Source organism: Nakamurella flavida (assembly GCF_030811475.1).
Lineage (GTDB): Bacteria > Actinomycetota > Actinomycetes > Mycobacteriales > Nakamurellaceae > Nakamurella > Nakamurella flavida.
Genome location: NZ_JAUSQV010000001.1, coordinates 1,555,899 through 1,568,937 on the forward strand (window position 1 = coordinate 1,555,899; position 13,039 = coordinate 1,568,937).

13 protein-coding genes and 1 riboswitch are annotated in these 13,039 nt (G+C 71.6%); of the genes, 5 read left to right on the forward strand and 8 right to left on the reverse strand.

Annotated elements, in window-relative coordinates:
• Window positions 1-67 precede the first annotated feature (67 nt).
• On the reverse strand, window positions 68-1,273 hold the full coding sequence (locus tag J2S58_RS06920; RefSeq protein ID WP_205258480.1) for a BMP family lipoprotein: 1,206 nt from the start codon (window positions 1,271-1,273) through the stop codon (window positions 68-70).
• A 569-nt stretch (window positions 1,274-1,842) separates the two neighbouring features.
• Here J2S58_RS06920 and sdhC point away from each other — a divergent pair.
• The 5 genes from sdhC to J2S58_RS06945 all read left to right on the forward strand — a co-directional run bounded on the left by sdhC (window position 1,843) and on the right by J2S58_RS06945 (window position 6,994).
• Window positions 1,843-2,274: a succinate dehydrogenase, cytochrome b556 subunit gene (gene sdhC, locus J2S58_RS06925; RefSeq protein ID WP_205256012.1), complete on the forward strand. Its 432-nt coding sequence runs from the start codon at window positions 1,843-1,845 to the stop codon at window positions 2,272-2,274.
• Window positions 2,271-2,708: a succinate dehydrogenase hydrophobic membrane anchor subunit gene (locus tag J2S58_RS06930; protein WP_306826811.1), complete on the forward strand. Its 438-nt coding sequence runs from the start codon at window positions 2,271-2,273 to the stop codon at window positions 2,706-2,708. Before sdhC ends, J2S58_RS06930 begins: the two co-directional genes overlap by 4 nt.
• A 59-nt stretch (window positions 2,709-2,767) precedes the next feature.
• A complete protein-coding gene (sdhA, locus tag J2S58_RS06935) occupies window positions 2,768-4,462 on the forward strand; it encodes a succinate dehydrogenase flavoprotein subunit (RefSeq protein WP_370881858.1) in 1,695 nt (564 codons plus the stop codon).
• Between the two features lie 35 nt (window positions 4,463-4,497).
• Complete coding sequence (locus J2S58_RS06940; protein WP_344470023.1) at window positions 4,498-5,253, forward strand: succinate dehydrogenase iron-sulfur subunit; 756 nt, start codon at window positions 4,498-4,500, stop codon at window positions 5,251-5,253.
• A gap of 142 nt (window positions 5,254-5,395) precedes the next feature.
• The gene (locus J2S58_RS06945) at window positions 5,396-6,994 is read left to right on the forward strand and encodes a D-alanyl-D-alanine carboxypeptidase family protein (protein WP_205256010.1); all 1,599 of its coding nucleotides are present in this window, start codon (window positions 5,396-5,398) and stop codon (window positions 6,992-6,994) included.
• A gap of 85 nt (window positions 6,995-7,079) precedes the next feature.
• Here the strand turns inward: J2S58_RS06945 and J2S58_RS06950 are convergent, their stop codons facing one another.
• The 7 genes from J2S58_RS06950 to J2S58_RS06980 form a co-directional block, all read right to left on the reverse strand.
• Entirely contained in the window at window positions 7,080-7,727 is a 648-nt protein-coding gene (locus J2S58_RS06950; RefSeq protein WP_205256009.1) for a VOC family protein, read from the reverse strand.
• A gap of 47 nt (window positions 7,728-7,774) precedes the next feature.
• Complete coding sequence (gene yhjD / locus J2S58_RS06955) at window positions 7,775-8,845, reverse strand: inner membrane protein YhjD (RefSeq protein ID WP_205256008.1); 1,071 nt, start codon at window positions 8,843-8,845, stop codon at window positions 7,775-7,777.
• A 100-nt stretch (window positions 8,846-8,945) separates the two neighbouring features.
• Entirely contained in the window at window positions 8,946-9,980 is a 1,035-nt protein-coding gene (gene trpS, locus J2S58_RS06960; RefSeq protein WP_205256007.1) for a tryptophan--tRNA ligase, read from the reverse strand.
• Window positions 9,981-10,009: 29 nt separating this feature from the next.
• Window positions 10,010-10,645: a cysteine dioxygenase gene (locus J2S58_RS06965; protein ID WP_205256006.1), complete on the reverse strand. Its 636-nt coding sequence runs from the start codon at window positions 10,643-10,645 to the stop codon at window positions 10,010-10,012.
• Window positions 10,642-11,640 (reverse strand): amidohydrolase family protein, encoded by a 999-nt coding sequence (locus tag J2S58_RS06970; protein ID WP_205256005.1) that lies wholly within the window; start codon window positions 11,638-11,640, stop codon window positions 10,642-10,644. Before J2S58_RS06970 ends, J2S58_RS06965 begins: the two co-directional genes overlap by 4 nt.
• Before the next feature lie 151 nt (window positions 11,641-11,791).
• Complete coding sequence (locus tag J2S58_RS06975; protein ID WP_275889280.1) at window positions 11,792-11,920, reverse strand: hypothetical protein; 129 nt, start codon at window positions 11,918-11,920, stop codon at window positions 11,792-11,794.
• 32 nt (window positions 11,921-11,952) lie between these two features.
• Window positions 11,953-12,089: riboswitch (SAM riboswitch) on the reverse strand.
• Window positions 12,090-12,153: 64 nt separating this feature from the next.
• Window positions 12,154-12,969, reverse strand: coding sequence for an exodeoxyribonuclease III (locus tag J2S58_RS06980; RefSeq protein WP_205256004.1), 816 nt, complete (start codon window positions 12,967-12,969; stop codon window positions 12,154-12,156).
• Window positions 12,970-13,039 lie beyond the last annotated feature (70 nt).

Genomic DNA, 13,039 nt, shown 5'->3' on the forward strand with positions numbered 1-13,039 from the left:
CACCATCAGGGTCCGGCGACCCGCGCGGTGCGCGGTGTCGCCGGACCCTGATCGGTGTGACCGGGTGTCAGCTCAGGGTCGAGGGGACCGTGATCTCACCCGAGATGATCTTCGCCTTGTAGTCCTCGAGCTGGGTGGCGATGTCGTCCACGAAGCCGCCGGAGGTGGCGTAGCCGACGCCGCCGTTGGACAGGTCGTAGACCTGGGTGCCGGTCAGCGGGCTGCCGTCGGCGACCGACGCGATCATCGCGTAGACGGCGACGTCGACGTTCTTGACCGCGGAGGTCAGGATGACGTCCTTGACGTCGGCCAGCGTCGGCAGGTTGTACTGGTCGGAGTCGACGCCGATGGCGAGCTTGCCGGCGGCCTTGGCCGCCTTGAACACACCGGTGCCCGACCCGCCCGCGGCGGAGTAGACGATGTCCGCGCCGCCGGAGTACTGGCCGTTGGCGATCGTCTCGCCCTTGTCGGGGGCGTTGAAGCCGCTGAAGTCCGGCGGCTCGGTGATGTAGGTGGCGTCGATCTGGATGTCGGCCTTGACGGCCTTCGCGCCGGCGTCGTAGCCCGCCTCGAAGCTCTGGATGAGCGGGGTGTTGACGCCACCGATGAAGCCGATGTGACCGGCCTCGGACTTGAGCGCGGCGGCCGCGCCGACCAGGAACGAGCCCTGCTCGGCGGCGAAGGTCAGCGAGGCCACGTTGGCCACGTCGGCCAGCGAGGAGTCGTCGACGATGGCGAAGTGCACCTCGGGGTAGGCCGCGGCGACCTGGCCCATGGCGGTGGCGTAGTCGAAGCCCACGGCGATGATCGTGTTGGCGCCCTGGTCGGCCAGCTGGCTGAGCCGGTCGGTCTTGGCCGACTCGGGCTCCCCGACGGTGGCGGCCAGCTCGGCGACGAGCTCCACCCCCTCGGCCGTGGCGGCCTCGACACCACGGGCGGCGGAGTCGGTGAAGGACTGATCGCCCTTGGGGCCGTCGTAGGCCATGCCGAGCTTGACGCTCGCCGCGTCCCCGGTGATGGCCGGGAACGACTCGACGGCCGACGAGGACGCCGAGCCGGTCGCCGAACCACTGGCCGAACCAGTGGCGGAGCCGGAGGTGGCGGCGCTGCTGGAGGACATCCCGGAGCCCATGGCCGAGGTGGCACTGCTCGCCGCACTGCTGGCCGCGGACGTCGCCGAGGTCGCGGCGGTGCCGCTCGACCCACAGGCGGTGACGACCAGACCGGTCGCCAGCAGCCCGGCGATGAGCTTCAGATGATGAGCTCGACGCACGTCTGTACTTCCCTTCGTTGACTCTCTGGTACCCGGAACGCCGACTCGAGCCCACCGCACGCCGCCCGGCCCGGAGGCCGGCGGGGCGTCCGCGGGGGGAGGACCATGCCGGCGATCGGATGGAGATCGTCCGGCGGAAGTCATCGTCGGCAGCGACGGGTGCGGATCGACGGGACGCTACCCGGGGGTATCTCCGGTGGCGACCCCTCCCCGGGTCCGTGACCGAATCGTGGCCTGCCATCCGCATCCGGTCGCGGACGGCGTCCGGACGGCCCCCCTGGGTCACCGTCCCGCGCCCGGCGCGACCTGCGCCGGGAGCGCCCCGGGCGGTCCGCCCAGGGCCCTGATCTGGGCGTTGTCCGTCAGGTCACAACAGGCGGATGCGCGGGACATGTGAACCCAGGGTTAGCATCGGAGACAGTTCTCCAACCGCCCGATCCGCCCCCTGCCGATCAGCCCAGCCGCCCGTGCCGTGCGCCGTCCCTCATCTGTGGGCAGCCGTGGAGCGGTACTGGTCCTACGGGGTCCGGACCGGACACCGCCGCCGATGCCGGAGGTCGTTCCCGAACATGTCCTCATCCACAGCGCTGCGCCCTGGCCAGCGTCTTCCCAAACCCCGCCGGGGTTCGGTCTACCGCGGTGACGTGGGCATGTGGTCGTGGGTCGCCCACCGGATCACCGGCGTGGCCACCTTCTTCTTCCTGTTCGCGCACGTCCTGGACACCTCGCTGGTCCGGGTCTCGCCGGAGTCGTACAACCTCATCATCGAGACGTACAAGAACCCGATCGTCAACCTGCTCGAGGTCGGCCTCGTCGGCGCGGTGCTCTACCACGCGCTCAACGGCATCCGGATCATGCTGATCGACTTCTGGGCCAAGGGTCCGCGCTTCCAGCGGCAGATGCTCTGGGCCGAACTGGCCATCTGGGTCGTCGTGATGGTGCCCGGCGTGTACTTCATGCTGGAGCGCACCGTCCGCACCATGTTCGGAGGGGAAGCGTGACCACCGCCGCCGAGTCCGCCGCCGCCAACCGCAGCATCGCGGCCCCCCGGGCGCCCCGCAAGCGGGTTGCCGGCCGCCGCAGCAACTTCGAGATGTACTCCTGGCTGTTCATGCGCCTGTCCGGCATCGTGCTGGTCGTCCTGGTGCTCGGCCACCTGCTGATCATGAACATCCTGGACGGCGGGGTGCACCGCATCAACTGGGGCTTCGTCGCCGGTCGGTGGGCATCACCGTTCTGGCAGATGTGGGACCTGACGATGCTGTGGCTCGCCGAGCTGCACGGAGCCAACGGCCTGCGCACGATCATCAACGACTACGCCCGCAAGGACGGAACCCGTTTCTGGCTGCAGATGCTGCTGGGCGCCTCCGTCGTGCTGACCCTGGGGTTGGGCAGCTTCGTGATCTTCACCTTCGACCCGAGCATCGGGAACTGAGGAGCGCCATGCAATTCCATCGTTACGACGTCCTGATCGTCGGCGCCGGCGGAGCCGGGATGCGGGCGGCCATCGAGTCCGGTCCCCGCGCCCGCACCGCCGTGCTGACCAAGCTGTACCCGACCCGGTCGCACACCGGCGCGGCCCAGGGCGGCATGTGCGCGGCCCTGGCCAACGTCGAGGACGACAACTGGGAGTGGCACACCTTCGACACCGTCAAGGGCGGTGACTACCTGGTCGACCAGGACGCCGCCGAGGTGATGTGCCGCGAGGCCATCGACGCGGTGCTCGACCTGGAGAAGATGGGCCTGCCGTTCAACCGGACGCCCGAGGGTCGCATCGACCAGCGCCGCTTCGGCGGGCACACCCGCAACCACGGCGAGGCCGCCGTCCGCCGGGCCTGCTACGCGGCCGACCGCACCGGGCACATGATCCTGCAGACGCTCTACCAGAACTGCGTCAAGCTGGGCATCGAGTTCTTCAACGAGTTCTACGTGCTCGACCTGATGCTGACCGACGGCCCCGACGGCAAGGTCTGCACCGGGGCGGTGGCCTACGAGCTGGCCACCGGCGAGATCCACGTCTTCTCGGCCAAGTCGATCGTGCTGGCCACCGGTGGCGCCGGCAAGATCTTCAAGACCACGTCCAACGCGCACACCCTGACCGGCGACGGCATGGGGATCGTGCTGCGCAACGGGCTGCCGCTGGAGGACATGGAGTTCTTCCAGTTCCACCCGACAGGCCTCGCCGGGTTGGGCATCCTCATCTCCGAGGCCGTCCGCGGCGAGGGCGGCATCCTGCGCAACGCCGACGGCGAGCGCTTCATGGAACGGTACGCGCCGACCATCAAGGACCTCGCGCCCCGCGACATCGTCGCCCGGTCGATGGTCCAGGAGGTCCGCGAGGGCCGCGGTGCCGGTCCGAACAAGGACTACGTGCTGCTGGACGTCACCCACCTCGGCAAGGAGGTGCTGGAGACCAAGCTCCCGGACATCGCGGAGTTCTCCCGCACCTACCTGGGTGTCGAGCCGCTGGAGGAGCCGGTCCCCGTCTTCCCCACGTGCCACTACGTCATGGGCGGCATCCCCACCACCATCGACGGGCAGGTGTTGGCCAACAACACCGACGTCGTGCACGGGCTGTACGCGGCCGGCGAGTGCGCCTGCGTGTCGGTGCACGGCTCCAACCGGCTGGGCACCAACTCCCTGCTGGACATCAACGTGTTCGGTCGCCGGGCCGGGCTGGCCGCGGCCGCCTACGCCGCCGACGCGGAGACGGTCATCGCCGACGACCCGGCCGATCCGGCCGCCAAGACGGTGTTCATGATCGAGAGCATCCGCAACTCCACCGGCACCGAGCGGGTGGCCGAGCTGCGCACCATCCTGCAGAACACCATGGACATCAACGCCGCGGTGTTCCGCACGGAGGCCACCCTCAAGGAGGCCCTGGACGACGTGAAGCTGCTCAAGGAGCGCTACGCGAACGTCTCGGTGCAGGACAAGGGCCTGCGGTACAACACCGACCTGCTCGAGGCAGTCGAACTGGGCTTCCTGCTCGACCTGGCCGAGGTGCTGGTCGTCGGGGCCCTGGTCCGCACGGAGTCGCGCGGCGGGCACTCCCGGGAGGACTACCCCAACCGGGACGACACCAACTGGATGCGCCACACGATGGCCTACCGGGAGGGTGCGGAGATCCGCCTCGACTACAAGCCGGTCGTGCAGACCCGTTACCAGCCCATGGAGCGCAAGTACTGATGAGCACCACCGAGATGGTCGACAGCACCGAAGGCATGATCGACCGGGAGGACAGCAGCACGTCCATCCCGGAGGGTTCGGTGATGCTGACGGTGAACATCCAGCGCTTCGACCCCGAGGTCGACGACGTCCCGCACATGGAGACCTACCGCGTCCCGGCCCTGCCGGCCGACCGCTTGCTCAACGTCCTGCACTACATCAAGGGCTACGTGGACGGCAGTCTCACCTTCCGGCGCTCCTGCGCCCACGGCGTGTGCGGGTCGGACGCCATGCGGATCAACGGCCGCAACCGGCTGTGCTGCAAGGTGCTGGTCAAGGACCTGCTCGGGGACAAGAAGAACGAGGTCACCGTCGAGCCCATCAAGGGCCTGCCACTGCTCAAGGACCTCATCGTCGACATGGAGCCGTTCTTCAAGGCCTACCGGGCCGTGCAGCCCTTCCTGGTCACCCACGGGAACGAGCCGACCCGCGAGCGGATCCAGTCCCCCGAGGACCGCGCCCGCTACGACGACACCACCAAGTGCATCCTCTGTGCGGCGTGCACGACCTCGTGCCCGGTGTACTGGTCCGAGGACGCCTACGTGGGGCCGGCGGCCATCGTCAACGCCCACCGGTTCATCTTCGACTCCCGGGACGACGCGGCCCAGGAACGGTTGGAGATCCTCTCCGACGCCGAAGGGGTCTGGCGTTGCCGGACCACCTTCAACTGCACCGAGGTCTGCCCCCGCGGCATCCAGGTCACCAAGGCGATCCAGGAGGTCAAGCGCGCGCTGATGTTCCGGCGCGTCTGATCCACGGTCTCCGACCTCCACCGCCCCGCCGCGTGCGCGGGGCGGTGGTGCATCCGGGGTCGGCAGTCGCGATCGGGTTGCCCGGCCGGGCCCGGAGTGGGCTCACGGGGGCGGGCGGGCCCGGCCGTTAGAGTCGGCGGCGATGAATCCGCGCAGGTCCCACCCCGCCCCGTCCGCCCGGATCCGGCGGGGGTGGTGGACGCCGGCCGCGACCCTGCTGCTCGGTTCGGCCCTGGTGCTCGGCTCCGCCGTGCCGGCCGGGGCCGCCGTCCCGAACACCGATCCGTTCGTCCCGCCCAGCGTGGTCGTGCCCACCCCGTCCTCGGACGACTGCGCGCGCCGGGAACGTCCCGCCCCGCCGGTGGACACGTCGGAGGATCTGCCGCCCGGGGTCACCGCGCCCGACCCGCTGCCCGTACCGGCCCGCCCGGTCGGCGGTGAGGCCCTCGGCGGCTGTGGCTCCGTCCTGCCCGCCGATGCGCCCGCCCTGCCCACCGACATCACCGCCCAGGCGTGGCTGATCGCCGATCTGGACACCGGGCAGGTACTGGCGGCGAAGGACCCCCATGGGCGGTACCGACCGGCCAGCACGCTCAAGCTGCTCACCGCCCAGGTGATGCTGCGGAACCTGACGAACCTCGACCAGGTCGTCGAGGGCACCGTCACCGACACCGCGCAGGACGGCACCCGGGTGGGCATCGAGCCCGGTGGGCAGTACACCGTCCGGCAGCTGATGACCTATCTGGTGATCATCTCCGGCAACGACGCGGCCAATGCGCTGGCCCGGGCCAACGGCGGATTCGACAAGACCATCGCCGACATGAACGCCACCGCCGCCGCGTTGGGCGCCCTGGACACCCGGGCGGCCACCGTGTCCGGGTTGGACGGGGCCGGGCAGTCGGTCTCCGCCTACGACCTGGCCCTGTTCGCCCGCGCCGACATGGCCACTCCCCCGTTCCCCGAGATCGTGTCCAGCGTCGACGTCCGCGTCCCAGCCGCCGGGGGCGAGGGGTACATCGCCGCCAACGACAACCAGCTGACCCTGCAGTACCCGGGTGCACTGGGGGGCAAGACCGGCTTCACCGACGACGCCGGCAACACGTTCGTGGGCATGGCCGAGCGGGACGGCCGCCGGCTCGTCGTCACCATGCTGGCCGGGACCCAGCAACCCCGCCGCCAGTGGATGCAGGCCGCGTCGCTGCTCGACTGGGGCTTCGCCCTGCCCACCACCGTGCCGCCCGTCGGGGTGCTGGTGAACTCGGCGGCCGAGGCCACCGCGGCGCCGACGACGCCCAGCACCGCGCCACCCGCGACGACGGCGTCGCCGACGGCGGCGGACGACTCCAAGAGTGCCGGTGCGGCCGCGACCCAGACCGTGACGGGTACGGAACCCACCGACGCCCGGAGCAGCGCGGACTCCTCACCGTCGACCGCCGGCGCGCTGCGCGTGGTCATCATCCTGGGCGTGGTGCTGCTGCTCCTCGGCGCACTCATCTGGTGGCTGGCCCACCGACGCTCCCGACGGCCCGGTGACGGCACCGCCGCGTCCGCCGGCGACGGCGGGGGCGGCGCCGATCCCGGCGGACACCGCGGTCACGACCAGAACCCGGACGGGCCGGGCGGTGGACCGGCCGACAGCGGCGGCACCTCGGACGGCGGCGGGGGCGGCTCGGACGCAGGCGGGACTGGGGACAGCGGTGGCGGCGGGGGCGACGGCGGTGGTGGGGGCGGCGGCGACTGACCCGCCGGGTGGCCGTCCTCCTGCTCCGCTGAAGCCGGAGCCGCCCCGCCCCGGACCCGCCCGCCCGGTTCCTGGAGCGGATCGGTCAGCGGAGGGTGACCAGGCCCCGCGGGGTCTGCAGATCGGCCTCGAGGCCGGCCGGGCCCTGGTTCAGCCGCAGCCCGACGCCGAGGGCGTCCAGCACCCGGCGCACGGCGGCGGCCTGGGGGTGACTGCCCCGCACCTCGACCAGGCTCACCTCGGGCAGCTCGGTCGAGGCGGGATGCAGCGACGTGCCCCAGTCGATGACGAACGGGACGACTCCGTCGAACGGGGCGGGCACCGGGTAGGCGACGCGCCACTGCACGACGGAGCCGTCGTTGGCGCGCCGGGTCATCGACCGCACCGGCCCGAGATCCGCACCCGCGGAGAGGGCGGCCCGGGTGGCCAGGTCGAGATCGGCCTGCCGGACCGACCAGGTGGCCAGCCGGGGTGCGACGAGGTCGTCGATCCCGAAGGGCATGACCCCGGGCCGGTCGGTGGCCCGTTCCTCATCCGGGCCGACGATCTCCAGGTAGTGGCCGGCGCCCAGACCGACCAGGTAGTTGCGGGTGCCGACACCCAGGTGCCGCCCACCGGGCGACGGCCGGACCCCGGTCCGGGCGTGGAAGTCCTCCACCGTGGCCGACAGCGTCGGCGTGGCCAGCACCAGGTGGTCGAGTTCGACCGCCACGGCCGGCTGGTCGCCGCTCACCGCCGACCCGGTCTCCACGGACCCGGTCTCCGACCGCCCGACGGGAGTCATGACCGGCGGCGCCGGGCGGCGCCCCAACCGGCCACCGCCCCGGCTCCGAGGAAGCCCGCCACCCGGGGGCCGGTGATGCTCGGTCGGACCAGCACGCGCGCCTCCGGGACCTCGTGGTCGTCGACGTCCGCCTCCGGTCCGCCGGGTGCGGTGGCGATCCAGGCGCCGACCATCAGGACCATCCGGGCCACCAGGTTGAAGAACAGGAGCAGACCGATGATCGGACCGAACGCCGCCCAACTGGCCGAGCCGCTGGAGGACTGCAGGATGAGACTGAGCACCGCCTTGAGGATCTCGAAGAGCACCGCCGCGGCAATGGCCCCGCGGACCAGCGCCGTGCGGGTGACCTGGTAGCGCTTCCCCGGGAGGGTCTTGTAGACCCACAGGAAGATCAGCACGTCCGCGGCCATGGCCACCAGGATGGTGATGATGCTGAGCACCGGGGCCAGCCAGGTCCAGTCGTCCAGGCCCAACCACTTCAGCACCTGGGTCTGCACCGCCGTCCCGATCGTCGTGAGAGCGACGGTGACGGCCAGCGCGAGCCCGAGACCGACGAGCCGGCCCAGGTCCTTGACCGTCATCAGCACGATGTTGTCGGGCTTGTCGTCCTCGCTCTTCTCGAAGGTGGGCCGCCAGACCGCCTCGAGGGCCAGCCGGAGATTGGTCATCCACCCGATACCCGAGTACAGGGCGATCAGCAGACCGACGATGCCGACGGACACCCGCTGGTCGATCGCGGTCGTCAGCACCTCGTTGATCGTCTCGGCCAGCGACGCGCTGGGGATCTGGTCGGCGATGCCCTGGCGCAACTGGTCCAGCAGGCTCGCGTTGTTCGCCAGCACGAACCCGGCCACCGCGAACAGCACCATGAGGATGGGGATCAGCGCCAGGAACGACAGGTAGGTCAGCGCGGCCGCGAACTGGTTGCCCAGGCGCTCGCCGAACCGCTCGTTCATCCGCAGCAGGTGCTTGACGCCCTCCCGGGACGCGAAACGCTTGCCCTTGCGGATCGCCTTCGCCTTGGGGGACGGGTCGAAACCCTTCCGCCGCTGCGTGATGGTCGCCATGCTGCCTCCTGATGCGCACCCGCCGGACTGCGTCCAGTGTGCCGCCGTGATGGATCGGACCGCTGTCGAATCACCGCCGGACCGAGGGGCCCGGCACGTCTCATCGCAGGAGCAGCCCGACTTTCTCATAGACGTCCGACACTGTCGCATCGGCCACCTCGCGGGCCCGGCCGGCGCCGACGGTCAACAGGGCGTCCAGTTCGGCCGGGTCGTCCAGGTACTCCTTCACCGAGGCCTGCAGCGGGGTGACGAAGGCGGCGAACGCCTCCCCCAGTTCCTTCTTCAGGTCGCCGTAGCCACGGCCCTCGAAGGACGCCTGCAGGGCGGGGACCGGGGTCCCGGAGAACACCGAGAGCAGGGACAGCAGGTTCGAGACGCCGGGCTTGTTCTCCGGGTCGAAGACGACGTCCCGACCGGTGTCGGTGACGGCCGACCGGATCTTCTTCACCGATCCCTTGACGTCCGCGAGCAGGTCGAGCGCTCCGCCGGGCGAGGACTTGCTCATCTTGGCCGAGGGGTCCGTCAGGTCGTAGACCTTGGCCGTCTCCTTCAGGATGTGCGGCGACGGCACCGTCAGGGTGGGGCCGAAGCGGCCGTTGAACCGCCCGGCCAGGGTCCGGCTGAGCTCCAGGTGCTGGCGCTGGTCCTCCCCCACCGGCACGAGATCGGCCCGATAGGCCAGGATGTCCGCGGCCTGCAGGATCGGGTAGGTGAACAGGCCGACACTGGACCGGTCCGCCCCGCCCTTGACCGACTTGTCCTTGAACTGGGTCATCCGGCTGGCCTCGCCGAACCCGGTGAGGCACTCCAGCACCCAGGACAGCTGGGTGTGCGCGGGCACCTGCGACTGGACGAACAGCGTCGAGCGTTCCGGGTCGATGCCCAGCGCGAGCAGCTGCGCGGCGGCGATGCGGGTGCGGCGGCGCAACAGCTCCGGGTCGTGCTCGACGGTGATCGCGTGCAGGTCGACGATGGAGTAGAAGGCCTCGTGCGTGGCCTGCAGATCGACCCACTGCCGCAACGCGCCCAGGTAGTTGCCGACGTGGAACGAGTCGGCGGTCGGCTGGATGCCGGAGAGAACACGCGGGCGGCGGCCGGGCTCGACGGACGGGGTGGGGGCGGCAGCATCGGACATGGCCCGATCCTGTCACCCACCCGCCGGGGTCAGGAACCCGCGGGAAGCTCGCTGCCCGGGACAGGGCGCAGCTCGTCGGCGTAGGACATCGAGCGGCGGTGCAGCGTGCCGCCGGGACCGACCGAGTACTGCCCCATCCGCCAGAGCGGCGGGGAGTAGGCGTGCACGGACACACTGCCGGCGTCCCGACCGGTGAGCCGGTGGATGTGGTCGGGGCCGAAGGCGAAGACCTTGCCCGCGGGCACCGCCGTCCTCACCCCGTCGCTGCCCAGGGCCAGGTTGTGCTCGGTGAGGGCGCCCTGCGCCACGGCGACCGCCCCGGAGGAGATGTCGTGGTCGTGCCAGCCGGTGTCGTTCTGCGGCAGCCAGCAGATGACCCAGACGTCGACGTGCAGATCCCGGTGCACCGACACGTAGTGCCGGTGCTCGGGGTCGAACGCGACGTGGTCCTGCCAGCGGGCCGGGTCGGCGGCCAGGCCAGCGGCCAGCTCCGCCAACTCGGTCGGGTCGAGATCCCGACCGGGCAGGGTGTCCAGGGTGATGCGGGCCCCGTCGGCCACCTCGGTCAGGTCGTGGGCGGCACGGGCCGGGATGGCGGTGCCCGCGGCCGGGGCGGTGCTGCCCGGGGCGGTGACGGTGACGGGACGGTCGTCCAGAGCGGTCATCGTGCGGTTCCTTCCAGGAATCGGCGGGGGTTGTCGACGCGGACGGCATGGGTCGCCGCGTCACCGAGATCGGCGTCGGTGGGGCCGGAGTAGGGGCGATCGCTGCCCAGCACCAACGGGTCGATGCCGAGCACGCGGGTCAGGCCGTCCAGGGCCTGGCGGCCGTAGGAGGCGGTGTCGACGAAGGTCGACGGGTCGACGACGAGGCCACGGCCGCCGCGGGCGGCGAAGCGTTCGGCCTGCAGCGGTGCCAGCCCGGCCCCGGCGGCGAAGCCGATCCGCAGGGTGGGCAACAGGGAGCGCCCGACGGCCTGCCACGCCCACCACGCCGCGGACATCTGCGCCGGGTAGTCGACGACTGCGGCCCACCAGGCCGGCAGGTCCGCCGCGGACCCACCGTCGGGCCGGCGCACCGGGCCGGGGTGGACGAACACGGGGCGGTCGGCGTCCTGGCAGACCTGCAGGACCGGCGCCCAGCGTTCGACGTCCGTCGGCGCGGTGAGCTGGGTGGCGGCGAGCTGCAGACCGACGAACCCCTGGTCCAGCCGCCGGCGCAGCTCGTCGAGGTCCGGCGCGCCGTGGGGGACGGACGCCCAGGCCAGGAAGTCCGGGGCGAGCGCGGCGGCCCCGTCGTGCCAGGCGGTCAACAGCGGGACCGCCTGCGCCGGCGGCAGGTCCTCGATGCCCAGCGGACTGGACAGGCCGAGCACCACCCGCCCGGGGTCGAGGGCGCGGCGACGGACGGGATCGTGATCGGCGGGGTCGACCGGGTAGGGCGGCTCGCCGTCCAGCAGCAGCGTCCACCCGTCGAGCCGCGGGGTCGTGGTGCGGGCCCGGAGGGCGTCGACGAGCTCGGCGGGCCACAGGTGCTGGTGGACGTCCACCCGGCCGGCGGCCACCGGGGCGGGGGATGCAGGAGCGGACGGCGCGGACGCCCCGGCCCGGAGGTCGGCGGACGGATCGGCGGAGGGGAGATCAGCGGACAGCAGCGACATGGGTCCTCAGGGTGCGGTGGACCGACCACGGTCGGACGACGGACGGACGTCGGTCGGACGGCAGCGGCCGGGTCAGGGGCAGCGGAGAGGTGCCCGCCCGAAGGGCGCCGGAGTCAGCGGCCGCAGCGGGCAGCGGGCACGTTCAGAAGGGTCAGCGCAGTCGGCACGGACAGAGCGCGCTGGCCGTCCGCTGGAAGACCACGGTCCGGCAGAAATGGGTCCGTCGACCACCGGTCAGCGCGACGAACGCGCCGTGCACACCGATCTCGTTGCGTCCCACGTCGACCACCCACCTGCTCAGGGCTCCCCGAGGAGCCGCGCTTGCCACACAGCGTTGACGTCAGGACTGCTCGCCGCGCCATCGTGTCGCCTGGTCCTCACCCGGAGCACCCCACCGCGTCAGGGGGTTGCCGTCCAGCAAGCCGGGGCTGTCGCTGGATCTCATGACCTGGCCAAAACCTACCTCCATGGTGGAGATTGCGCAAGATCGTCCGGATGACCGGGCGGGACCGGTCAGGACGGGTCGTCGAAGTCCGCGATCACCGCGGCGTGGTCGGAGATGCGGGCCGCGTAGCTGCTCTCCCGGTCCACCGTGGCGGACACCATCCGCGCGGCCAGGCCGGCGGTGGCGAGCTGGTGGTCGATGCGCCAGCCGGCGTCGTTGTCGAAGGCCTTGCCCCGCCACGACCACCAGCTGTACGGGCCGGGGACGGCGCCGTGGTGCGCCCGGACCAGATCGACCAGTCCCTGCTCCCGGCTCAGGCTGCCCAGCCAGGATCGTTCCACCGGCAGGAATCCCGGCGAACGCAGGTTGGTCCGCCAGGCCCGGATGTCGTTCTCGTCCTGGGCGATGTTGAAGTCTCCGCACAGCAGGAACTCTCGCGCCGCTCCGTCCCGGAGACGGGCCCGCCACACCGCGTCGGACAGGGCCGCGGTGAAGCGCAGCTTGGTCTCCAGCAGCTCCCCGTCCCTGGCTCCCTTGGGCAGGTACAACGACGCGACGGTCAGCCCGGGGAGGTCCACCTCGAGATAACGCCCGTGCGCGTCGAACTCCCCCGCACCGCCGGCCAGGCCCTCGCGTACCGCGGTCGGCTGCTCGCGGGTCACCACGGCGACCCCGTTGCGGCCGGCCCGGTCCCCCGGTGCGTAGCTGAGCACGCGGCCGGTCCGGGCGATCAGGTCGAGGAACTCCGCCGGCAGGTCGACCTCCCGGGCCCGCACCTCCTGCAGGCACAGCACGTCCGGGTCCAGCGCGACGATCCGCTCCAGCAGACCGCGGCGGACGGCGGCGCGGATGCCGTTGACGTTGTGACTGATGACGCGCAGCACGCGAGCACTCCAGGGGTCGGGACGGGGTGGGGACGCACCAGGCACACAGACGCCGACGGGCGCCGCTCCC

Excerpts from the sequence above, each read along its gene's own strand:
- J2S58_RS06940 (WP_344470023.1), top strand. The coding sequence starts at position 4,498 with ATGATCGACCGGGAGGACAGCAGCACGTCCATCCCGGAGGGTTCGGTG.
- sdhC (WP_205256012.1), top strand. The coding sequence starts at position 1,843 with ATGTCCTCATCCACAGCGCTGCGCCCTGGCCAGCGTCTTCCCAAACCC.
- trpS (WP_205256007.1), bottom strand. The coding sequence starts at position 9,980 with ATGTCCGATGCTGCCGCCCCCACCCCGTCCGTCGAGCCCGGCCGCCGC.
- sdhA (WP_370881858.1), top strand. The coding sequence starts at position 2,768 with ATGCGGGCGGCCATCGAGTCCGGTCCCCGCGCCCGCACCGCCGTGCTG.
- J2S58_RS06965 (WP_205256006.1), bottom strand. The coding sequence starts at position 10,645 with ATGACCGCTCTGGACGACCGTCCCGTCACCGTCACCGCCCCGGGCAGC.
- J2S58_RS06945 (WP_205256010.1), top strand. The coding sequence starts at position 5,396 with ATGAATCCGCGCAGGTCCCACCCCGCCCCGTCCGCCCGGATCCGGCGG.
- J2S58_RS06970 (WP_205256005.1), bottom strand. The coding sequence starts at position 11,640 with ATGTCGCTGCTGTCCGCTGATCTCCCCTCCGCCGATCCGTCCGCCGAC.
- yhjD (WP_205256008.1), bottom strand. The coding sequence starts at position 8,845 with ATGGCGACCATCACGCAGCGGCGGAAGGGTTTCGACCCGTCCCCCAAG.